Source organism: Streptomyces sp. NPDC001663 (assembly GCF_042893105.1).
In the GTDB taxonomy this organism is placed as follows: Bacteria; Actinomycetota; Actinomycetes; order Streptomycetales; family Streptomycetaceae; genus Streptomyces.
The window spans coordinates 90,644-111,407 of sequence record NZ_JBIAUR010000017.1; the positions used below are offsets into that span (position 1 = coordinate 90,644).

The window sequence follows — 20,764 nt, forward strand, 5'->3', positions numbered from 1 at the left end:
GCGCCGACCGGGCTTACGTGTCAGCCTGCGGTGTACCCGAGCTGGCGCCTCATGTACGGCGTCATCAGGGTCTTCGCCTTGGCCAGCACGGACGTACGGCTGCCGAGGACCGCGCTCTCGCCGCCCAGCACGGGCAGCATGGTCAGTCCGTCGGCCGGGCCGAAGGGCACGATGAGCGGGGTGCGGTGCATCGGCCGGTAGAAGCGGGGCTCCTTGCGGTGCTTGCCGGAACTGTTCAGGTAAGTGCGGATGTTCCAGGCGGCGAGGTCGGCCTGGGCGAGCGCGGCCGGGGTGATCTTGAGCTCGGTGGCGTCGTTGACGTCGCCGACCGCGAACACGTCCAGATGCCCCTCGACCCGCAGTGTCCGGTCGACCTTGATGTGCCCGCCGGCATTGAGCCAGTCGCCGTGCCCGCCCAGCCGCAGCCAGAGGGTGTTGGGCGTGGTGCCCGTCGCCCAGAAGGACAGATCCGCGGCGATGACACTGCCGCGCGCATCCCGATAGGTGCCGAACTCGAAGCCGGGCGACATGAACGAGTCGAGCCGCACCTCGACGTCGTGGGCCTCCAGCCAGGCCCGCGCCTTGCGCCCGGCCCGCTCGCTGCCGGTGGAGTGCAGCAGCGCCGGCCCGGAGTGGGCGAGCGTGACCCGGGCGTCCGGCCGGGCCAGGCGCACCTCGGCGCTGAGCTCGACGCCGGAGGGCCCGCCGCCGACGACGAGGACGTGCTCGGCGGCGGCGATCTGCTGCTGGTGACCGGCGAAGGATTTCATCGCCTCTTCGGTGGTCGTGCCGGTGAAGCGGGCCGGCTCGGGATAGTCGGCACCGGTCGCGATCACCACCACGTCGTACGGCAGCCGCTCCCCCGTCGCCAGCACGACCTGCCGCTCGGCGGTGTCCACGCGGAGCGCCTTGCCAGTGACGACCCGGCCGTTGCTCAGCAGTCGGTCGTAGGGAATGAACGGCGTCACCGACCAGTCCGGGCGCACCCCGGCGCGCAGGGAGGCGATGCGATGGAAGAAGACCTCCTTGCGGTCCACCAGCGTCACCCGCGCCACCGAGTCCAGCCGCTTCGCCAGCCGGACACCCGCGTAACCGCCGCCGATCACCACTACGTCGCCGTCGCGCACAACGAGTCTCCTGCTGTTTGTGGGGGGATTTGGGGGTGCGACGAGCCTAGCCCTTGAAACTTAAAGTTCACATGAAGCTTTGTGCGCGTTCCGTGAAACCCCACCCAACCCGCCGTCCGCACCGCGGGGGCAACGGCTTCCGCCCCCTCCGTCACAAACCCGCGTCGAAGCCCGTCAAGGAGGTGACCACTCGGCTCCGAGCGACGGAAGGACACCACGATGCTGACCAACGTCATGTACGTGACGCTCTATGTCACCGACCAGGACCGCGCGTTGAGGTTCTACACGGAACAACTGGGTCTGCAGAAGATCATCGACTACCCCGGCCCCGATGGACGTTTTCTCACCGTGGGCACCCCGGGCGGCCCCCTCGAGATCATCCTGTGGCCGCACGCTCCGTCCGCGGGGCAGCCGGCCGAGCCGCGGGCGGGCACCGCACCCGGGCCGGTCTTCCTCGAGTCGGACGACCTGAGGAAGGACGTCGAGCTGTTTCGCGAACGGGGCGTGACCTTCGACCAGCCCGAACCGGAGGACTACCCGTTCGGGATCCGCATCGAGGCGATCGATCCGGACGGCAACCGGATCTCGCTCCGCCAGCGCGCCAAAGCACGCCGCGGCGAAGACTGACAGCCCCGTAGATCCCGCGTGGCCGACACCCGACGGTGCCGGCCACGCCCGTTTTCACGGCCCTGGCGGGTCGTCGCCCCCGTCGCCATGCCCGGACTCGCCGCCACTGCACCGGTCAGCAGCTCGCCCACCTCCACCGGAGCCTAGGTGTACGACAGGTCGCGCCCCCGGCCGTCAGCCGGAACTCGAAGCCGCGCCGTCCGGGCGGATAGGAGTGGTTGCCGTACTCCACAGGGCGGCCGCTCTGGTCGAACGTCGTGCGGGTCAAAGTCAGCAGTGCGCTGCCTTCGGGTACGTCGAGCCGTTCGCACTCCTCGGTGGTGGCGGCGCGTGCGCCGATCGCGTGTTGGGCGGTGCAGGCGAAGACGCCGACTGCGCGCATCAGGCCGTACAGGCCGATGGATCCCAGGCGTCCGTCGTGCGCGCTGAGCAGTTGCGGGCGCAGCAGGTCGTAGGGCAGATGGTTGCGCAGGTGGCCGATGCACTGGCCGTCGGCGTACTGCAGCCGTTCCAGGACCGTGACCTCGCTGCCCTCCGCGAGGGCGAGGGCGGCCGCCACCTGTGGCGAGGCGGGTTGGGTTCCGCAGAACACGACCTCGGTCGCGGGGGCGCGCCCGGCCTCGCGCAGGTCCTCGTGTACGGCGGCGAGGTCGAGGGCGTGTGGGGTCCGGTCGTATGCCACATGGGTGCCGATGCCCCGGCGGCGTACCAGGAGACCCTGGTCCGTCAGCGAACGGATCGCGTGGCGGACCGTGATGCGCGACAGTCCCGTCTCCTGGGCCATCCTGGGCTCGCTGCTGAGCACGGTGCCGGGCGCCAACTGGCCGCATTCGATGGCTCGTTTGAGTTGCTCGGCGAGTTGTCGGTGCAGTGGTGTCCGGCTCGTGCGGTCCAGGACGAGGCCGGGGAGGGTGGAGCCGCGCGCGAGGACATCCGGTGGTGCATCCCGCATGGCGTCGTCCTGACCTGGGTGCCGTGAGTGACGTGTTGGGTGCCGTACGTTCGACGCGCGGGGGTGTCACCCGCTGACGCCCCCGCACGGTCTCCGTCGCGCTGTGCGCGATCAGCTCTCGGAGTCTGTCTCCAAGGCCAGTTCCCGCTCCATTTCGCTCTCCAACTCCCGCTGCATCTGCGCCAGTTCGGCCTCGAGGTCGGCCATGGCCTCGCCGCCGGCCATGAGGTCGGTGATCTGTTCCCGGGTGCGCTCGCCCTTGCGGAAGTCGTCGGCCTTCTGGCCGCGGATCAGTACGGCGAAGTGGTCGCCGACCATCATGGCGTGGCGGACGTTGTGCGTGACGAGGATGACCGCGACGCCCTTGGCGCGGGCCTGCATGATGATCCGCAGGACATGCGCGGCCTCCTTGACGCCGAGGGCGGCGGTGGGCTCGTCGAGGATGAGGACGTTGGCGCCGAAGTAGACGGCGCGCGCGATGGCCAGGGCCTGGCGTTCGCCGCCGGACAGGCTGCCCACCAGGCGGCCGCCGTCGGTGACGCGGGTGATGCCCAGGGACTGCATCTCGCGTACGGCGATCTCACCGGCCAGCTTCTTGTCGAACAGCTTGAACGGGCCGAAGCCCTTGGTGGGTTCGGCGCCGACGAAGAAACAACGGCCGACGCCCATCAGCGGGAACGTACCGCCGAACTGGTGCACCGTGGCGATGCCTTGATCCGATGCGTCGCGCGGACTGTCGAAGGTGACCGGCGTCCCGTTGACTTCGATGGTGCCGGTGGTCGGCTTGTGGAACCCGGAGAGGATCTTGATGAGGGTGGACTTGCCGGCGCCGTTGTCGCCGAGGAGGCACAGCACCTTGCCGGCGTCCACCTCCAGGGAGATGTCCTGCAGCGCGTTGGTGCCGAGGAACGACTTGCTGATGCCGGTCAGACGGAGAAGGGGTGCGGTCATGGTCAGGCCTTCTTCGCGGGTCGGGAGGCGGAAAGGGCGAGCCGGCGGAAGGTGTTGTTCATGAGCACGGCCGTGAGGATGAGGACGCCGAGGATCAGGCTGGCCCAGTCGGAGTTCCAACCGGTGTAGTAGATGCCCTGGTTGACGATGGCGAAGGTCAGCGTGCCGAGTACGACGCCGACGACGGAGCCGTACCCGCCGGTCAGCAGAACGCCTCCGACAACGACGGCGATGATGGAGTTGAAGACGAAGGACTGGCCGTTGGCGACCTGCGCGCCGTTGTAGAGGATGGTCTGGATGACGCCGACCAGGGCGGCGCCGAAGCCGCTGGCCATGTAGAGGGCGATCTTCACCTTGACGACCGGGATGCCGGTGGCGCGGGCGCTCTCCTTGTCGCCACCGATGGCAAAGATCCAGTTGCCGTACTTCATCATTTGCAGGACCACCGTGACGACGGCGGCGAGGCCGAGCCACCAGAAGATCGCGACCTCGAACTGGCCGCCGATCAGCTGGCCGAACAGCGACTTCGACAGCGGGTCGGGCTTGATGGCGACGCTGGTGGTGCCGGTGGTGACGCGGGAGAGGCCGAGCGTGAGGCCCGCGAGGCCGGAGAGGGTGGCGAGGGTGACCACCAGGGACGGGACGTTGGTCCGGGTGACGATGATGCCGTTGAGCAGGCCGGTCAAGAGGCCGAGGCCGAGCGCGCACAGGATGCCGACGATCATCGGGGCGCCCCAGTAGCCGGACACGATCGCCAGCGTCATCGAGCTGCCGGCGAGCACCGAGCCGACGGACACGTCGAGTTCGCCGGCGATCATCAGCAGGCCGACGGGGATGGCGATGATGCCGAGCTCCGCGGCGATGTTCAGCCAGCTCGCCGCGCCCGCGGGGGCGAGGAACTTCTCCCCGCCGAAGATCGCGAAGAAGACGAAGACGCTGATCGTTCCGATGAGCGCGCCGACCTCGGGACGGTGCCGCAGTTGCCCCAGCGGGCTCTCGGACTGCTTCGGGGTGGCGACGGCGGGCTCTTTCTCGTTCTCGGCCGTCGTGTCGGGAAGTGAGGTTGTCATCGGTCTGGTGTCACCTTCGTGGATCTCGGTCGGGGTGCGCAGTGGGGAGTGTGCGCGGGTGCGGTGCCGGGCCCGGCGGGGCCCGGCACCTGGAGGGCGTGTCTTTCGGATCAGCCCGGCGTCGCGGGCCCTGGGAGGATCAGCGGACGCCGGCCTTGGTGCCCGCGATCGCCGCGTCGACGTTGTCCTTGACGACCAGCAGCGGGCCGGTCAGCAGCGGGTTCTGCGGCGGGAGGACGCCGTAGGACAGGTACTGGTTGGCGATCGAGACGGCGTAGAAGCCCTGCAGATACGGCTGTTGGTCGATGGCGAAGAGCTGCTTGCCCGCCTTGATGCGGTCGAGCTGGCTCTGCGAGAGGTCGAAGGTGCCGAGCTTGACCTTGCCGGCGGCGTTGGCCTGGTCGATCGCGGCGGCGGCGCTGTCGGCGTCCTGGACGCCGATCGTGACCACGGCGTCGATGCTGCTGTCCTTCAGCAGTGCGCCCTTGATGGCCTGGGTGACGGCGGAGGGGTTGCCGAAGTTCGAGGAGGGCAGCGGGAGTTGCTTGGACGAGGAGCCCTCGCTCTTGGCGCCGTCCTTGATGCCCTTGCAGCGGGCCTCCTGGTTGGCAGAGCCGGGCACGGTGTTGACGCAGAGGATGTTCTTGGCGCCCTCTTCGGCGAACTTGGCGCCGCCGGCCTTGCCCGCCTCGTAGTCGTCCGAGCCTATGTACTTGACGGCACCGGTCCGCTTGGCCGCGGCGACACCGCCCGAGTTGTAGACGAAGACCTTGACGCCCTTGGCGATGGCCTGCTTGATCGCGGCGTCCTGGTTCTCCGGCACCCAGTCCGGCACGAGGATGGCGGAGGGGTTCTGCGACAGCGCGGTGAGCGTCAGCTTGGCGGCGTCAGGGCCGAGGTTGTCGTAGTTCTGCGGGCCCAGGAAGGTCACCTTGCCGCCGGACGCCTTCACCAGCTTCGCGGCGTCCTCGCCACCGCGCTTGATCGCGGACCAGAACGGGTCGTCGGCCTTGCCGCCGATGACGTAGATGGAGTTCTTGCCACCACCGCCGTTGGCCGCGGCCGTCGCCGAACCGCCGCTCGCCGCCGTGCCATCGGAGGAACCGCTCTTCGCGGCGCCACTGCTGCACCCGGCCAGCGTGGTCGCCGTCGCGGCGAGCAGGCCCACCGCGGTGAGGACTCGTCGGGGAAGTCGGCCGGGCAGTCGGCGCCGGGTCTGCGTGCGTTCCATGTGCGGGGTACTCCTTCGTGTGAAACCGGGCGCGAGCGTGGGGCGTGGCCTGGAGGACATCGAGTTACATCTGGGGATTTGTCCCGCGCACACCAAGGGCGTGCCGGTGTGCGCGGGACGGCGGGGGCCGGGACTGCCGCCGACCCGGATGGGGTCGCGTGACGGCGAGGAGGGCGGAGTCCGCCAGTGGCGGAGTGCGAGGGGTTGGCGATCACCGTGCCCGGAGGTCGGCGATCTTTTAAAGCGCTTTAGACGGTGCGGTGCGCAGAGCATGCTTGTGTTTCGGGGGCGTGTCAAGACTTTGTGATGACATGCGGACGTGGCATCCGGTTTACGGACTCACGGTCCGCCCAGGCATCCCTGCGAGCGCGTGCGACACCCTTGACACGCCCCTGGGATGAGCCGCACAGTACGGCCATCTAAAGCGCTTTAAGCACGATCGATGCCGGAGAGGAACCCCATGAGCACCAGACCCATCGGGGTGGCCGTCACCGGATCCGGCATGGCTGCCGCTGGAACGTCGAACGGTCGATCGGCCATTCACGGGAAGATCACCGGGCACAGCGTGGCGAGCGGATACACACCGCCAACCGTCAGCAGCGCACAGGGCAGGCCGACCGAATCCACGACGAAGACATGATCGTCGCTTCGGCACCCGCGGACGGCAGGTCGGTCTCGTTCAATAGCGGCTCGCCCCAGGGTCGGACGTCAGCATCCAAGCCGAGCCGACGATGCCGGTGAAGCACCATATCCGGGGAGGTACTCGGAGGAAATCCGGTACACGTCCGGCCCGTTGACGGTCAGGCGCGTGAACTGCCCCTGCCTGGACAGGCAGCCGCCCTCCGCGTGCAGCCACGGTGAGTAGGCCACCCGAACGCTCACCGAGCCGCGCCTCGGCATCCGTATCTCGAGCGCGTCGTCCGAGGTGTGGACGACGGTGGCGGGGGCCGACACCAGCGGGACCGCGTTGCGCACCCGGTAGACCTTCCAGTGGGCGTCGCTCCACACCGGCTCCAGCCACGCCGGTCGGCTGCGCACCAGGCGGGCCTCGGCCTCGCCGTACCGGTCGGGCTCGGCGTCGGGCAGCACCACGAAGCCCACGGCCCAACGGTCCAGCCAGGCCCGGTACTTCGTCGGCGAGAACGTCCCGTCGCAGAAGAGGCGGCCGCGCTCCATGTCCAACTGCGTGTTCCAGCCGCGCGCCAGATTGACGTGCGGGGCCAGCACGGCAGCCTCGCGATGGTCCTGCGTGGGGACGGCCTCCACGCGCGCGTCGTTCGCGCCGAGCCGGTCCAGGGCTCGTACGACACCGTGGGTGTCGGCGGCCCACGCCGGGACCTGCCCCGAGCCGCGGAGGAAGGATGTGGGCGTGCCCGAACCCAGCCAGACCAGGGACGCCGCGAGCGCCACGGCGAGCGCACCACGCAGCCGCCGCAAGCACCCCGGCGTCTCCAGCAGTGCGGCCAGGAGCACGGCCGGTGCGAACAGCAGCGCCAGCCGCTCCACGTTGGCGCCGATCGGCGAGGCGATCACGTACGACAGCAGGACACCCGCCGCGTACACGGCACCGGCCCAGCGCACCACCCGCCAGTCGCGCGGCGTGAGGGCCGCCACCGCCAGCCCGAGCAGTCCGGGCCAGAGGATCCGGCCGGCCGCCATCGGTTCCTGGCCGTGGAACGGGAAGAGAAGGGTGGTCGTCGCCACCACCGCGAACGGCTGCAGCATCAGTGCTGCGCCCCTCGCCCAGTCGCGGACCAGCCAGTAGGCCGCGCCCGCCACCACCAGGAACAGCCCGGCGAAGGCGACACCCAGCGCGAAGGTCACCCGGCCCGCGGCGACGTTGACCCACAGGCCGAACGCGGCCAGCAGCGCGGGCCACAGCGGGCGCCGGATCGCGGTTCGCACCAGCAGCACCGCGGCCAGCCAGCCGGCGGCCAGTCCGGAGGCCACGGCGACCGTGCGGACGCCGAGGGCGCCCATCAGATAGGGCGAGATCACGCTGTAGTTCATGGTGTGGACCCCGCCGTACCAGAAGAGCCCGTACGCCGAGTCGCCGTGCTGCGCGGCGAAGCGTGCCCAGGTCTCCTGGGGCGCGAGGTCCCCGCCGCCGTTGGCGCGGAAGATCGCCCACACGAGATACAGCGGAAGCATGGTCAGCGTGGCGAGCGGCACCCGGTGGCTTCGGAAACGGGAGGGGGCCCGGCGGCGCGGTCCGCTCGGTGACAGCGGGACGTCGTCCGCGGGGGCGGCGACCAGTTCGAGAGCAGCGGTCATGGGGGCGACGACTCCGTTCAGGGTGGGACAGCCTGAACGGACTCCAGGCCTGCCTGCCTCGGTGCACGGCGGGCCGAAGCGCGTATTCGTGCTGGTCAGGGCCTCACCGGGGGACTTCTGAATTCTTCGTCGCAGTCGTCGTCACGGGCATCGGCCGTTCGGCCGAGACACCGGGCTCGGGGCGTGGCGAGAACCGGCTGTCCGGTGGAGGTGGATGCTCCACTGCCCACCTAGGCGACTGGTATGGACCTGGCCCCTACTGCTTCGTAGAGTGGCGCCCGCTGCTCGTCCGCTTCCCCACCGCGCACTCGCCGAGGACCAGATGCAGACCTCCAGATTTGTCAAGTACCTGACATCAATGGCCGCTCTTCTCGCGCTGCTGACCACGGCGCCGACCGCAGTCGCCGCCACCCCCGTTCCTCCCGCCATCGAGGCCACCGCCCAGGCCGCTCCCCCGGCGGCCGACACCTGGCAGCCGCCGCTGTCCACCCGCGGCCGGTACATCGTCGATGCCCAGGGCCGGCGCTTCCGCCTGAGGTCGGCCAACTGGGACGGCGCGCAGGGCTCGTGGACGGGAAGCGGCAGCACCGCCGATCCCGCCAACCACCACGCCGGCCAGAACTCCTACGGCATCCCTCTCGGCCTGGACCGCGCCTCGCTGGCCCAACTGCTCGCCGACTTTCACGAACTCGGCATCAACAGCGTGCGGTTGCCGTTCTCCAACGAGATGATCCACGCAACGGCACCGGTGCCGGACGCCGCCGTCGTCGCCAACCCGCAGCTGCGCGGGAAGACGCCCCTGCAGGTCTACGACGCCGTCGTGGCCGCCCTCACCGACGCCGGGTTCGCGGTCATCCTCAACAACCACACCAACACGTCCCGTTGGTGCTGCGGCATCGACGGCAACGAACGCTGGAACAGCAGTCAGTCCACCTCGCAGTGGGCCGACGACTGGGTCTTCATGGCCCGCCGGTACGCCGCCAACTCCCGTGTCGTGGGCGCGGACCTCTACAACGAGGTACGCCGTGACGTCCTGGACGACCCCAACTGGGGCCTGGGCGACGCCCACGACTGGTACGCCACCGCACAACTCGCCGCCGACCGCATCCTCACCGAGGCGAACCCGGATCTCCTCGTCGTCGTCGAGGGCATCAACTGGACCGGCCTGCCGGTCGACGGGCTGCCGCACGACCGGCCCACGCTCGCACCCGCGCGCACGCTGTCGCACACCCTCGTGGCCGCCCACAAGCTCGTGTACTCCGCCCACTTCTACGGCTACACCGGTCCCCGGCACAGCGGCGCCACCGGAGTCGGCGAGACCCACGACCCCCGCTACCAGGACCTGACCCGCGAGCAGCTGTACCAAGTCCTCGCCGATCAGGCCTTCTTCGTCACCACGGAGGGGCAGCACTACACCGCGCCCGTGTGGATCAGCGAGTTCGGCATCGGCGCCGGTGAGACGGGCACCGCCGCCCGCACCTGGTTCGGCAACATCACCGACTACTTCGCCGACCACGACGCCGACTTCGCCTACTGGCCCCTGGTCGGCTGGGAGGGCCACGACGACTGGGCCCTGCTGCGCTACGACAGCGCGGGGCGACGGTACGGCATCCTCGACCAAGGTGACTGGCGCGGCGCCGCCTGGAATCACCTCATGACGTCCCCGAGTCGCACCGGGTACGTCGCGCCGGTGCCCGTCTGGCGCATGCTCGCCACCGACCACGGCGACGCGGTGCAGTCCCTGCGGGTGCGGGCCGGCGGCGACTGGGACCCGGGCGCCTACAAGGCGGCCTGCCCCGACGGTCTCCGGCTGATCGGCCTCAGCCACAGCGGCGGCCGCGGCCTGTGCACCGACACGACCGGCGGCGACCTGCGTGCCGCGGGCGACGCACAGACGGTCGTCACCGACGAGCGCCATGTCCCCGCGGGCGGCGACTGGGCAAGCGGCTACACCAAACTCCAGTGCCCCGCAGGGCAGTTCCTCCTCGGCTACAGCCGCCGAGGTGAGCGTGTGTCGGCGGCCCTGTGCGCTCCCGCCCGCACCTCGCTGAGCCGTACCGGACGTACGGTCTGGTTCGACCGTTCCGACAACCGGCCCTCCGACGGCGCCGGCGGCGACTTCGCATACGGCAACTACAAGGGTCAGTGCGCTGCCGACGAGTACGCCGCCGGGATCGCCTTCACCACCCGCGTGGGCAGCGCGCAGGGTCCGGCGGCGCTGTTGTGCAGCCCGTTGCAGCCCTGACAATCCCCCTGGTACGCAAAGGGATGGCGCAGGGATGACAGGCTCGTGGGCGGGTCGGACGTGCCGACCCGCCCACCGTTGCCGAATCCTCCTCGGGAGCGGTCGTGGTCAGGGAAGCTTGACCAGCGTGTAGTCGTCGCAATACCCGGCCGCGGAGCCCGAGTTCTTGTAGCAGTAGGCGGCGGCCGAGGTGGTGGACGCGCCCGTGGTGAAGAAGATGGGCTGCTGGGCGTAGGACGTCGTCGAGGTCCGCAGATACGTCTCCGTACCGCCGAAGCTCTTCACGCCGACCGCCACCTCCTCACCGGCGGTGGCCGCCTTGGCCCAGCCGGCCAGGAGATAGGTGCTGCTGGAGCTGTGGCCGCTCACCGTCTGATCGCGCAGGCCTTCCGTGCTGACTCCGAACCGGATTGACGTACACCCCGAACGACGGCCGCACTGAACAACCCGCCGAGCATCCCCGTCGCGGCGGAGCCGCCCGCGTCGCCGTCGCCACCGACGCCCGAGCATCGGTGGCGACGAGGCGCAGGTTCAGAAGATGCCTTGGCCGGGGACCAGAATCCCGCGTGGGTCGTACGTGCGCTTCGCCGCTGCGAGCCGTGGCCAGGCCGAGCCGAAGTGGGTTCGCCAGTCGGTGTGGGTGAAGGGGATGCTGCCGACCGGGTACTGGGTACCGCCTGCCGCTGCGGTGGCCTCGTAGGCGGAGCGGTTGACGGACAGGAGGCGGTCGACGGTGGCCGTGTCGTCGGGCGGGGTGGCGCGCAGGACGGCGAAGAGGTACGGCACGGCGTCGTCAGGGGTGCGCAGCAGGGGTGTGGTGAGGCGGTCGCGGCGGATCGGGTAGACGAGGACGACACCGGGGCCCAAGTCGGTGGGGGTGAGGGCGTCCAGTACCTCTGCGGTGAGGGCCGGAGTGGACGGTCCGGGAAGCAGGAGGTTGAGCCAGGGATGCGCGTACGTCCACAGGCCCGCCTCCTTCAGGGCGGCCACGGCGGGGGCCAGCCGGTCGAGGAAGTCGTAGTACGCGAGGTCGGAGGCCTGGACGCCGGACGGGTCGTGGCGCAGGCCGCGCAGCAGGACCGTGTCGTCGGGGGTGGGGCCGACCGGCGGGCCGTAGGCCACCGCCTCCAGGGTATAGACGCGGAACGCCCCGGCGGAGTCGGCCGAGACCTGGCCCTCGACGTAGTCGAAGCGGCCCTCCTGGACGAGGGTGCGCTGGTCCTCGAGAAAGGTCTCCAGGTCGCCGTAGGGCAGGAGGTAGTGGCGTACGGTCTCGGGCGCGGGCACCAGGCGGAGGGTGGCGCCGACGATGACGGCGCACTGGCCGAGACCGGCCAGGACCGCGTGGAAGAGGTCGGGGCGGCGGGACGGGGAGCAGCGCACGAGTTCGCCGGCTCCGGTGACGACCTGGAGTTCGGTGACGTTGTCGACCTGGGCGCCGTACCGGTGGGTCTGGCCGCCGAGGCCGCCCACGGACAGAGTGCCGCCGACGGAGAGTTCGAGGTAGTCGGTGAAGACGGGCGGGGTGAGCCCGTGGGCGATCGCGGCCTTGGCCACCTCGCTCCATCTGACGCCGGCGCCGACGGTGACGGTGGTGCGGTCCGGTCCCAGGGGGCCGATGTCCGCGAGGGTCGCCGTCTCGATGACCAGACCGTCCTTCACCTGCGCCTGCCCGAAGGTGGCGTGGCCCTGGCCGCGCGGTGCGACCTGCAGGCGGTGCTCGTTGCAGAACCGGACCATGGCGACGACGTCGCGGACCGACCCGGGGCGCAGGACGGCGAGGGGACGGCGGTGCACGATGTGGCCGAAGTCGTCGGAAGCCTCCGCGAGTGACGACTCGTCCGTGACGAGCGTCCCGTCCAGCCGGGGGATGCCGGTCAGGCCCCGGCCGGACCCGCTTCCGGTCACGGCCCAGCTCCGGGTGGCCGGATCGAAGCCGACCACCGCCGCCCCCGTGACCGTGAGACCGCGCAGGACGGTGCGTCGTGACGGTGTGTGAGACATGCGCGCTACCACCTCGGGAGTAATCCGGCCGGAAGCAATCCGGTCGAAAGTAATCCGGAATGAACAATTCCACTTGAGTTTAGGGGAGTTGGTCGATTTTCGCCGGTACACCCGATCATCGGCCGCCGGGTTCCAGAAACCCAGCGGCCGATCGGCCATGTCGTCAGAGCAGATCGAGCGCGTCGAACCCGTAACTGGGGCTGAGGTATCCCCCGCCGCCCGCCGAGCCGCTGGCGGCGTCGATGCGCAGAGTGTTGGTGCCGGTGCGGAGTTGGGCGGCGGGGATGACGTATTCGTAGGTGTGGTTGTTGCCGCGGTAGCTGCCGACGGTCAGGGTGCGGGTGGAGGGCTCCGTCGCGGCGGCCGGGAGGGCGGAGGTCCACGTGTCGTTGACGGTGATCTGGGGGCGGCCGCCCGCCTTCGCGGTGGTGATGCCGATGCGGAGGGTGCGGTCGGCTGCGGCCTGGGCGGCGGTGAGGGTGAACGAGATCGGCAGGCCCTGGTTGATCTCCTTGAACTGGTAGGCGGGCCAGGCCGATTGGGCCGAGCTGCCGATGACATAGGTGTCGGCGCTCCAGGCGGCCGCGCGGGAGTCGGAGGGGTGGGCGTAGGTGACGAGGGAGGCGTTCTTGAAACCGGCCGGGGTGCCGTTCCAGTCACCTATGCGCCAGATGGCGGTGGCGGTGGAGGGGTCGCCGGTGACGGTGATCGTGTGCAGCGTGGTGACGGCGCCCGCGGTGATCGTCACGTCCTGGGTGTGCACGGCGAGTTCGCCCTTGTAGACGGTGAGGGTATAGGTGCCGGGCAGGATGCCGGGGACGGCGTACTTGCCGGTGCTCGCGTCGGCCTTGGCCCAGTACTGGGCCTGGGAGTTGGCCACGCCCACGACGTAGGGGTACGAAGTGTCCCGCCCCGCAAGGCCGTTGCCGACGATCCGGCCGCGGCCGCTCGCGCCGGTCCAGCCGGCGATGCCGAGCCCGTCCACCCAGGCGGTGTTGTCACGGCCGGACACGGCGGCGGTCGGCGCGGACCCGTCGGTGAAGGCGAGGACGTAGGGGCCGTGCAGCCCGAAGCGCTCGGCCTCCGTCTGCCCCTCGGCGTAGTACAGATGCTCGTACAGCCCCGCACCCGACTCGTTGCCGTGGCGCAGGAGTTGGCGGATGAAGGGGCCGCCGGAGTCCTTCTCCTTGTTGGAGCGCACCACCCAGATCGAGGCGGCGGAGGAGCTGAAGCCGAAGTAGTCGTAGTCGATGGTCCGCAGGTTGGAGAAGTGCTTGGACCTGGTGGTGCCGTCGGCCTTGGCGAAGACGTCGGCGGACTCGATGACGGTGTCGGAGTTGGACCACGTGTCGGGGTAAGTGGTCGGGAAAACACCGGGCTTGAGGCGGGCGATGTAGCGGCTGGCGGTGACGGAGGTGTCGGCCTTGTAGGTGAACAGGTAGATGTTGTTCTCGCCGCTGCGCGCCGCGTAGTAGTGGATCAGGGTGCCGTGGACAACCTTGATGAGGACGACGCCGGTGGCGGGCGTGGAGATCGTCACCGTCGAGGTGCCGAGGCCGCTCTCGATGTGGGAGTTCTTTCCGTCGTAGCCCTGGTACTCGGCGCCCTTGTAGACGAAGGACGAGAGGTCACCGTTGCTGTGGTTGACCTTGAAGACCAGGCCGGCTCCCGTGTCGACGACGTAGTTGGTGCCGTCGTCGGTGTAGCCGAAGCCCGCGGCCGAGGCCGTGACGGGGGTGGCGAGGGCCAGGGCGAGTCCGGCCGCCGAGGCGAGGACGGTACGGCGGGAGAGCGGGCTGTCGTACGACATGCGGACAACTCCTGTGACATGAGGGGGGTTTGGGAAAGCGGCACAAGACTGCCCGTCCCGACGGCTCCCCACGAAGATCGACAGCAGATGGCCACGGAGCTGTAATGGCAGGTCACATTGGGTCTCAACATCCGGGATTCGACGGCGAGTTCGACAGCTGAACCGGAGGGTCGTGAACGCGGGACGGATCCGATGAGACCGATGCGGGGCCCCCTCGGTCAGAGAGTCCCTCCAACTCGCGCTCCTGTCGGAACCCGAGGGCAGCCCCCTGGTCTGCACTGAACTGCACCGTCAGCTCGGCCGCCTCTCCCGACTGCTGGGCAACCTGGCCTTCCACCTCGACGATCCGGCCGGCGCCCGCGTCCACCTGGGCACCGCCGTCTCCTGCGCCAACCGGTGCCGGCCGGGTCCGTGCCCAAGGAACGGTGCTCCCGACACTCGCGGGGATGGTCCCGGCGTGCCTGGTCCGGCAGCCGGAGGACCGGCGCTCCCCGCACCTGCGGGGATGGTCCCGGCCGCCAACAGTGGAACGCCGTCCTCGAAGAGTGCTCCCCGCGCCCGCAGCGACGGGAGGGGCTCGGTCTGTCAGTGCTCTCGGCAAAGATGATGGCCGTCAGTTTTGTGCCGGGGAGGGGCCAGTGAAGCGACAGGATCTCGTCGATGCGCTGGACGCTGAACTGATGGAGCGTCCATTGCCGGACGCTGCGGTGCGAGCTGCAGGCGAGTGGCTTTCCAGCTCCGGTGCTCAGTACCTGCCCGGCGTCGGCAGCCATGCGGTGGAGTACGTTCCTGCACGCTGGTCAGGGATCGAACCGTGGCCCGACCGCCTTTCTCAACGGTCGCAGACACAGGTCATGAAGGTCAGCCGTGCGCAGGTGGCTGCGGCCGTGCGTGCAGCAACGGAGCGCGAAGCGTGGGCCGAGGCTCTCGTCGCCTCCTACGTATGGGGGCAGGGCAAAACGTCCTACGGCCCCTATCGCCTCAAGCACATCCTGGCCCAGCCATCGGCGGTCCCAGCACTTGCCCAAGCTGCCGCCGCGCTACCGGAGAAGGGCGCGATTGCTGCGTATAGCGGTCTGATGGGAGCAGTGAAGGGACTGGGCCCGGCATTCTTCACCAAGTTCCTCTACTTCCTCAGCCTGGCACCGGCCCCTCCGACCAACCCTTGTGCGCTGATCTTGGACCAACGGGTTGCACGCGTCATACGCGCCTACGCCACACGGGTCGGACTCGAAATCAGGCTGACGTCTGCAAGAGCCATAGCGGCTTGGACCTGGTCGGACAGCGGCTGGACGCCCCATCGCTATGACGTGTACTTGCAATGGATGACTGCCGCAGACAAACAGCTCGCCTCATCAAGGATCGGATGGCCTGAGGCGAGCCCTGATCTGCTGGAACTGGCTCTCTTCAAGGGCGTTTGGGATCCAACCGCCTGACCCGTGGTCCCTGAGCCCGCGGCGATGGACCTCGACCTGCTCGGCCGCACGTACGCTCCGTACAGCAAGTGGCTCGGCAGCGTCTTCGCGCGCCTGCCGGTGGCCGCGCGGCTCACCCCGTCCCTGCGCGGCGCGCTCGCCGCGGCGAGTACGCCGACCGGGAGCGCCATCTTTGCGTCGCGTACGAGACGGTGGCGCGGCTGCAGAACGACAGCGGTCCGGCCGCCCACGTGGACCCGGCCGCACAGGCCCTGGCCCGTACGCTCACGGACCCGGCGCTGCGCGACCGCCCACTGACCGGTGCCGTCGACCAACGGGCCGACAACATCGACTACTTGGCCGCCTCACGGTCAGCGCAGCAGCCGGTCGACCAGGCCGTCCACGTACTCCGTGGTGAGCGGGCCCGCGCCGAACAGGACGCGGATGTACATCGGGGCCATGACGTGGTCGACGACGGCCAGCGCGTCGGGGGGCCGCTCCCCGCGCTCGCGCGCCCGGTCGAGCATGGACTGCAACTGCCGGGCGCGTTCGGCGAGGAAGCCGTCGCGCAGGCGCAGGCCCTCGGGTCCGGAGCCGGACAGGACGACGGCCAGGCGGAGCACGGCCAGACCGTCGGGTCCGGTGATCTCGCGGGCCACGGCGGCCGCGTAGGTGCGCAGGTCGCCGACCAGGTCCCCGGTGTCGGGCATCGGTGACCGCGCGTTGAGGCGGGTCAGCGTCACGTCGGTGAGCAGCGCTTCGAGGCTGCCCCAGCGCCGGTAGACGGTGGTATCGGCGACGCCCGCGCGGGCCGCGACCTCGCTGACGGTGAATCCGCCGTACCCGCGTTCGCCCACCAGGTCGGTGACAGCCTGATGCACCGCCGCGCCGACCCGGGCGCTGCGTCCGCCGGGCCGCCGGGTGCGCTGTTGCTCGTCCATGCTTCTCACCTTAAAGCAGCCCGTACTTGCGTTTGCGTACCCAACGGCTCTACGGTCTCGCCTAATGCAGCTAATGGCTGCATTAGGCGAAAGGGAGGGGACGTCATGCTCGTGGTGACCTGCCTGGGGCAGTTCATGGTGCTGCTCGACAACACGATCGTCGGCGCGGCACTGCCCGACATGCAGCACCGCCTGGACGCGGGACTGACCGGCCTGCAATGGATCGTCGACGCCTACGTCCTGCTGGTCGCCATGCTGCTGCTGTCCGGCGGAGTCTTCGCCGACCGCTTCGGCCGCAAGCGCGTGTACCTGAGCGGTGTCGCGGTGTTCACCGCGGCGTCCGTGCTGTGCAGCCTCGCCCCCTCGGTCGGCTGGCTGGTGGCCGGGCGGGTGCTGCAGGGGGTCGGGGCCGCGGCCCTGAGCCCCGCCTCGCTCGCACTCCTGGTGGCCGCGCGTCCCGCCCCGCAGGAACGGGTCAGGGCGATCGGGCTGTGGGCAGGACTCAGCGGCATCGGCCTGGCCGCCGGACCCGTGGCCGGAGGCGTCCTGGCGCAGGCGTTCGGCTGGCCCGCGATCTTCCTGGTCAACGTGCCCATTGGCGTGGTCCTGCTGGTGGCCGGCCGACGCGTCCTGGAGGAGTCCCGCAACCCGGACGCCCGCGCCCTCGACTTCCCGGGCACGATCCTTTCCGTCCTCGGGGTCGGCACCCTGGCCTACGCCCTGATCGAAGGCGGCTCGCGCGGCTGGACCTCACCGGTGATCCTCGGTGGCTTCGCCGCGGCGGCCGTCCTCCTCGCCGCGTTCGTCGCCGTCGAGCGGCGTCACCCCGCACCGATGCTGCCGCCGGGCCTGTTCCGCCTGCGGCTGTTCACCGTCTCCAACTCCGCCATGATCGTGGTGGGGTTCGCGCTCATGGGCTCGTCGTTCTTCTTCTCGCAGTTCTTCGTGTACGTCCAGGGCAGCTCGATCCTGCGGGCCGGACTGCAGACCCTGCCCGCGACCCTCGCCATGGTCGTCGTCAGCCCCTTCGCGGGCCGCCTCGCCGCCAGGTACGGCTACCGGTCCGTCGTCACCAGCGGCCTGGCACTGGCCGGGCTCGGACTCCTCGCGCTGGGCGGGGTGCATGCCGACACCGGTTACGCCAACGTGTGGTGGCGGCTCGCCACGGTCGGCGTCGGCTTCGCCCTCACTATGTCCCCGCTGACCGGCGCCGCCATCCAGGCGGTCGACCCGCAGGAGGGCGGCCTCGCTTCGGGCATCAGCAGCACCACGCGGCAGATCGGCGCGGTGCTCGGTGTGGCGGTGCTCGGGGCCGTGGTCCGCGCCCGGCAGTCCGGCGGCGCCTCCTTCGAGGCCGGTCTCAACAGCGCCTTCGCCGTGGCCGGAGCCGTCACCCTGGCCACCGCGGTGTGCACCGGCCTGTGGCTGGCGAGGTCCCGGCCGACACCCACGCCCGTGCCGCAACAGCGCCCCGACCTCAGCGCGCGGCGAACTCCCTGAACTGCCTCCAGGCGTCCGCCAACAGCACCAACTGCGCGCTCGCCAGGCGCTTCGAGTCGCGTGGCGAGCCGGTGCGGAACTTCCCGGCAATCGCGTCGATCACCTGGCGATGATCCCGCCACTGGCCGCCACGCTTCGGCGTCCGGTCTGGCAGCAACGGCTCAATCCGCGCCCGCTGCGCATCAGTCAACGACACATCAGACCAATGATCCGAAGGAATCGCCCTAGACCTGCAGGCAGGCGGCCCCTCCCCGCGCCCGCGGGGATGGTCCCCCTGGACGAACGGCAAGCCGCCCCCCTGTAACGGCGGACAGCAGAGCCCCGGCCGGGAGACGCCGGGGCTCTCGTCATGCACGGCTACGGCAACCGGGCTCGCCACGCCGCCAGCGGGGTCAGCCGTCACGGCCGGGACCCTCAAAGTGACACCACTTTCACGCTACGGTGGAACTGACAAGGAAGCTTGCCGGAGGGCAGCCATGAGTGATCACCCGTGGACCATCGAGCGCATTCGAGACGCGCTCGGCAACCCTGCCCTCGCCCAGCGTTTCCTGTCGGAGATCAACCGGGCGCCGGCCCACCAGCTCCTCACCGTCTTCGCAAAGTGGGAGCGCATCGCCAAGGACACCGTCGACGCAGTTCAGCGGGGCCGGGACATCATCGGCGCCGAAGAGCGTGGCGAGGACCCCAGCGCCGCGTGGCCCGACGCGACGGATCGCATCCTCACCGACGCCGCCCGCATCCGCGCACACGGCGCAGCCTGAACAGCGGCGAAGTTGTAACTCGACGCATCCGATCCGCTACGCTCCCTCCATGATCTCCCCCCGCTCCATATAGCCCGCCACACGTGCGTCCGCATGCAGCGATTGGGAGGTCAGTCGGTGCCATACCGCCTGAAGTACGACCCCGCAGCAGAAGCTGTCCACGACGCCATGCCGGCCGCCGCCAGCGAAACCCTCACCCTCGCACTCGCCGACGCCTGCCACGACCCGATCACAGCGACGCAGCCCTACGGGGAGGACGACGGGGTCGTGCGGATGCTCATCACCGAGCAAGCATTCGCCCTACTGCTCGTCGGGCAGCAGACCAGGACCATCACTGTGTTGCAGGTGACCTACCTCGGCTGAACATGAAGGCCCCGGGCCGCCGACCGGCCCAGGGCCTTCCGCTGCTCGGTCAGAACACGTGGTACTTCGCCAAGCAGATCGTCGAGCCGTCATACTCCGCCAACTCAGCCTCGTACTCCCGCTGCTGTTTCACCATGAACGCACCCCACAGCAGACCGGCCACCGCGATCCCCAGACCGATCAGGACGCCGCTCGTCACTGCGACGAAGAGGCCCGCCGCCACTGCCAGCAGAGCCAGCAGCGGCTGGCCCGTCGGCTCATTCGGCGGGGCGTAGCGGCCACGGTTCGGGGATTCCGCCGGGAGGTCTTCCCAGTAACCCCTTAACCGCTTGATGTTCGTCGACTGGCACTTTGGACACTGCATTCGCCCCAACCCCCCGAAGCCGTGCGGTAGTTGACCGCTGGATCATCGGCGGACGTAGAGGTTCCAGCAATACGCAGATTGGCGGGTGTGAGCGGGGGCACCGCAGGCGGACAACAAGCGTCCCACCAGGAACGATGAGACAAGAGAACGGCGCCCACCCCAAGTGAGGCGGGCGCCGTGGAGGCGTGTTGTCAGTCGGCCTGTAGCCGCACCACGGAGCCTTGTCGTAGGACGGGTGATGGCAGCGATTGTGCAGCGGCAGCTCGGACCGAATCGCGGCGGCCGACACCACTGCGCCTTGTGCTCCCCGCACCCGCGGGGACGGTCCCAAGACCGTCGGATCGGCCCAGGGCTTCGTGTAGACCGCGGCGCGTCTCCGGCGGCGATGGGTTTGATGCCGGCGGCGTGGCGCCCTGCCCCGCGGCTTTGGTCGATCGTGCTGGGGGCTGATGCAATACGAGACGGCCTGGGTACCGTGCCTCCATGGAGCTGTCGGACCATGAACTGCGTGATCGCTTCGCCCAGGCCCGGGTACTGCGTCTTGGCACTGCCGACGCATCGGGTCGGCCACACTTGGTCCCGGCCACCTTCGCTGTGCATGAGGACACTGTTGTGATCGCGGTAGACCATAAGCCGAAGCGCGATACGAACCTGAAGCGGCTTCGCAACATCGAACAGAACTCCTCGGTCGCACTTCTTGTCGATCACTTCGACGACAACTGGGATGAGCTCTGGTGGGTACGAGCCGACGGCGACGCTCGCGTGATCGAGAACGCGCTCGCGGGCCAACTTGTAGACGCACTGGTGGACAAGTACGAGCAGTACCAGGAGCAGCGTCCCGCCGGGCCGGTCATCGAGATTCACGTAAAGCGCTGGTCAGGCTGGGCGGCACAGAGCCGGCGCGGCGAACCTACACGGTCAAAGCATTAGCCAGGGAACCCGCAGGCGCGCGGCCCATCGAGCGGGAACTCGGGAGGGTCTTGCGCGGGCGTCTGACGAAGAGGCCGCGCCCCGGCGTCGAGTCCATCCTTCTGTACGCAAGCCACTCCTGCGGGCCCCGGCGGCCGGCACCTGCGCACCGCCCGCGCCGTAGCCCGCGTGTACGGGCTTCGTGCGTGCGCTGAGGTGC

Annotated in this window: 19 protein-coding genes; 7 read left to right on the forward strand and 12 right to left on the reverse strand. The window is 69.7% G+C overall.

Annotated elements, in window-relative coordinates; translation table 11 throughout:
- Window positions 1–20: 20 nt before the first annotated feature.
- A complete protein-coding gene (locus ACFY1L_RS42135) occupies window positions 21–1,127 on the reverse strand; it encodes an NAD(P)/FAD-dependent oxidoreductase (protein WP_388837315.1) in 1,107 nt (368 codons plus the stop codon).
- Between the two features lie 219 nt (window positions 1,128–1,346).
- On the opposite strand from ACFY1L_RS42135, the gene ACFY1L_RS42140 reads away from it, so the two are divergent.
- Window positions 1,347–1,754 carry a VOC family protein gene (locus ACFY1L_RS42140; RefSeq protein ID WP_388837318.1) on the forward strand — a complete coding sequence of 136 codons (408 nt, stop codon included), beginning with the start codon at window positions 1,347–1,349 and terminating at the stop codon, window positions 1,752–1,754.
- Between the two features lie 115 nt (window positions 1,755–1,869).
- Here the strand turns inward: ACFY1L_RS42140 and ACFY1L_RS42145 are convergent, their stop codons facing one another.
- From ACFY1L_RS42145 to ACFY1L_RS42165, 5 genes are all read right to left on the reverse strand, one after another.
- The gene (locus ACFY1L_RS42145) at window positions 1,870–2,706 is read right to left on the reverse strand and encodes a GntR family transcriptional regulator (RefSeq protein ID WP_388837321.1); all 837 of its coding nucleotides are present in this window, start codon (window positions 2,704–2,706) and stop codon (window positions 1,870–1,872) included.
- A 111-nt stretch (window positions 2,707–2,817) separates the two neighbouring features.
- Window positions 2,818–3,657: an ATP-binding cassette domain-containing protein gene (locus ACFY1L_RS42150; protein WP_388837324.1), complete on the reverse strand. Its 840-nt coding sequence runs from the start codon at window positions 3,655–3,657 to the stop codon at window positions 2,818–2,820.
- A gap of 2 nt (window positions 3,658–3,659) precedes the next feature.
- Window positions 3,660–4,727 carry an ABC transporter permease gene (locus tag ACFY1L_RS42155; RefSeq protein ID WP_388837327.1) on the reverse strand — a complete coding sequence of 356 codons (1,068 nt, stop codon included), beginning with the start codon at window positions 4,725–4,727 and terminating at the stop codon, window positions 3,660–3,662.
- Window positions 4,728–4,866: 139 nt separating this feature from the next.
- The gene (locus ACFY1L_RS42160; RefSeq protein ID WP_388837330.1) at window positions 4,867–5,958 is read right to left on the reverse strand and encodes a sugar ABC transporter substrate-binding protein; all 1,092 of its coding nucleotides are present in this window, start codon (window positions 5,956–5,958) and stop codon (window positions 4,867–4,869) included.
- A 708-nt stretch (window positions 5,959–6,666) separates the two neighbouring features.
- Window positions 6,667–8,232: a hypothetical protein gene (locus ACFY1L_RS42165; RefSeq protein WP_388837333.1), complete on the reverse strand. Its 1,566-nt coding sequence runs from the start codon at window positions 8,230–8,232 to the stop codon at window positions 6,667–6,669.
- 322 nt (window positions 8,233–8,554) lie between these two features.
- On the opposite strand from ACFY1L_RS42165, the gene ACFY1L_RS42170 reads away from it, so the two are divergent.
- Window positions 8,555–10,477, forward strand: a complete 1,923-nt coding sequence (locus ACFY1L_RS42170) for a glycoside hydrolase family 5 protein (RefSeq protein ID WP_388837336.1) — start codon at window positions 8,555–8,557, stop codon at window positions 10,475–10,477.
- Window positions 10,478–10,585: 108 nt separating this feature from the next.
- On the opposite strand, the gene ACFY1L_RS42175 is transcribed toward ACFY1L_RS42170, so the two are convergent.
- The 3 genes from ACFY1L_RS42175 to ACFY1L_RS42185 form a co-directional block, all read right to left on the reverse strand.
- The gene (locus tag ACFY1L_RS42175; protein ID WP_388837339.1) at window positions 10,586–10,846 is read right to left on the reverse strand and encodes a hypothetical protein; all 261 of its coding nucleotides are present in this window, start codon (window positions 10,844–10,846) and stop codon (window positions 10,586–10,588) included.
- Between the two features lie 162 nt (window positions 10,847–11,008).
- Entirely contained in the window at window positions 11,009–12,481 is a 1,473-nt protein-coding gene (locus ACFY1L_RS42180; RefSeq protein WP_388837342.1) for an FAD-binding protein, read from the reverse strand.
- A 163-nt stretch (window positions 12,482–12,644) separates the two neighbouring features.
- Window positions 12,645–14,291, reverse strand: coding sequence for a rhamnogalacturonan lyase B N-terminal domain-containing protein (locus ACFY1L_RS42185; protein WP_388837345.1), 1,647 nt, complete (start codon window positions 14,289–14,291; stop codon window positions 12,645–12,647).
- A gap of 638 nt (window positions 14,292–14,929) precedes the next feature.
- Here ACFY1L_RS42185 and ACFY1L_RS42190 point away from each other — a divergent pair.
- Window positions 14,930–15,727, forward strand: coding sequence for a hypothetical protein (locus ACFY1L_RS42190; RefSeq protein WP_388837348.1), 798 nt, complete (start codon window positions 14,930–14,932; stop codon window positions 15,725–15,727).
- 350 nt (window positions 15,728–16,077) lie between these two features.
- Here ACFY1L_RS42190 and ACFY1L_RS42195 read toward each other — a convergent pair whose 3' ends face one another.
- Window positions 16,078–16,647 (reverse strand): TetR/AcrR family transcriptional regulator, encoded by a 570-nt coding sequence (locus ACFY1L_RS42195; protein WP_388837351.1) that lies wholly within the window; start codon window positions 16,645–16,647, stop codon window positions 16,078–16,080.
- 105 nt (window positions 16,648–16,752) lie between these two features.
- Here ACFY1L_RS42195 and ACFY1L_RS42200 point away from each other — a divergent pair, with 105 nt between their 5' ends.
- Complete coding sequence (locus tag ACFY1L_RS42200) at window positions 16,753–18,147, forward strand: MFS transporter (RefSeq protein WP_388837354.1); 1,395 nt, start codon at window positions 16,753–16,755, stop codon at window positions 18,145–18,147.
- Here the strand turns inward: ACFY1L_RS42200 and ACFY1L_RS42205 are convergent.
- Window positions 18,125–18,337, reverse strand: a complete 213-nt coding sequence (locus tag ACFY1L_RS42205; protein ID WP_388837357.1) for a transposase — start codon at window positions 18,335–18,337, stop codon at window positions 18,125–18,127. The two genes, ACFY1L_RS42200 and ACFY1L_RS42205, sit on opposite strands and share 23 nt — an antisense overlap.
- Before the next feature lie 286 nt (window positions 18,338–18,623).
- On the opposite strand from ACFY1L_RS42205, the gene ACFY1L_RS42210 reads away from it, so the two are divergent.
- Window positions 18,624–18,908: a hypothetical protein gene (locus ACFY1L_RS42210; protein ID WP_388837359.1), complete on the forward strand. Its 285-nt coding sequence runs from the start codon at window positions 18,624–18,626 to the stop codon at window positions 18,906–18,908.
- Window positions 18,909–19,025: 117 nt separating this feature from the next.
- A complete protein-coding gene (locus ACFY1L_RS42215) occupies window positions 19,026–19,271 on the forward strand; it encodes a hypothetical protein (RefSeq protein ID WP_388837362.1) in 246 nt (81 codons plus the stop codon).
- Window positions 19,272–19,320: 49 nt separating this feature from the next.
- Here ACFY1L_RS42215 and ACFY1L_RS42220 read toward each other — a convergent pair whose 3' ends face one another.
- Window positions 19,321–19,635, reverse strand: coding sequence for a hypothetical protein (locus ACFY1L_RS42220; RefSeq protein ID WP_388837365.1), 315 nt, complete (start codon window positions 19,633–19,635; stop codon window positions 19,321–19,323).
- 483 nt (window positions 19,636–20,118) lie between these two features.
- Here ACFY1L_RS42220 and ACFY1L_RS42225 point away from each other — a divergent pair, with 483 nt between their 5' ends.
- Complete coding sequence (locus ACFY1L_RS42225) at window positions 20,119–20,565, forward strand: TIGR03668 family PPOX class F420-dependent oxidoreductase (RefSeq protein ID WP_388837368.1); 447 nt, start codon at window positions 20,119–20,121, stop codon at window positions 20,563–20,565.
- Window positions 20,566–20,764 lie beyond the last annotated feature (199 nt).

Coding starts and splice junctions, on each gene's coding strand:
- ACFY1L_RS42145 (WP_388837321.1), bottom strand. CDS start 2,706: ATGCGGGATGCACCACCGGATGTCCTCGCGCGCGGCTCCACCCTCCCC.
- ACFY1L_RS42225 (WP_388837368.1), top strand. CDS start 20,119: ATGGAGCTGTCGGACCATGAACTGCGTGATCGCTTCGCCCAGGCCCGG.
- ACFY1L_RS42195 (WP_388837351.1), bottom strand. CDS start 16,647: ATGGACGAGCAACAGCGCACCCGGCGGCCCGGCGGACGCAGCGCCCGG.
- ACFY1L_RS42170 (WP_388837336.1), top strand. CDS start 8,555: ATGCAGACCTCCAGATTTGTCAAGTACCTGACATCAATGGCCGCTCTT.
- ACFY1L_RS42210 (WP_388837359.1), top strand. CDS start 18,624: ATGAGTGATCACCCGTGGACCATCGAGCGCATTCGAGACGCGCTCGGC.
- ACFY1L_RS42140 (WP_388837318.1), top strand. CDS start 1,347: ATGCTGACCAACGTCATGTACGTGACGCTCTATGTCACCGACCAGGAC.
- ACFY1L_RS42180 (WP_388837342.1), bottom strand. CDS start 12,481: ATGTCTCACACACCGTCACGACGCACCGTCCTGCGCGGTCTCACGGTC.
- ACFY1L_RS42185 (WP_388837345.1), bottom strand. CDS start 14,291: ATGTCGTACGACAGCCCGCTCTCCCGCCGTACCGTCCTCGCCTCGGCG.
- ACFY1L_RS42200 (WP_388837354.1), top strand. CDS start 16,753: ATGCTCGTGGTGACCTGCCTGGGGCAGTTCATGGTGCTGCTCGACAAC.
- ACFY1L_RS42150 (WP_388837324.1), bottom strand. CDS start 3,657: ATGACCGCACCCCTTCTCCGTCTGACCGGCATCAGCAAGTCGTTCCTC.
- ACFY1L_RS42160 (WP_388837330.1), bottom strand. CDS start 5,958: ATGGAACGCACGCAGACCCGGCGCCGACTGCCCGGCCGACTTCCCCGA.
- ACFY1L_RS42165 (WP_388837333.1), bottom strand. CDS start 8,232: ATGACCGCTGCTCTCGAACTGGTCGCCGCCCCCGCGGACGACGTCCCG.
- ACFY1L_RS42220 (WP_388837365.1), bottom strand. CDS start 19,635: ATGCAGTGTCCAAAGTGCCAGTCGACGAACATCAAGCGGTTAAGGGGT.
- ACFY1L_RS42155 (WP_388837327.1), bottom strand. CDS start 4,727: ATGACAACCTCACTTCCCGACACGACGGCCGAGAACGAGAAAGAGCCC.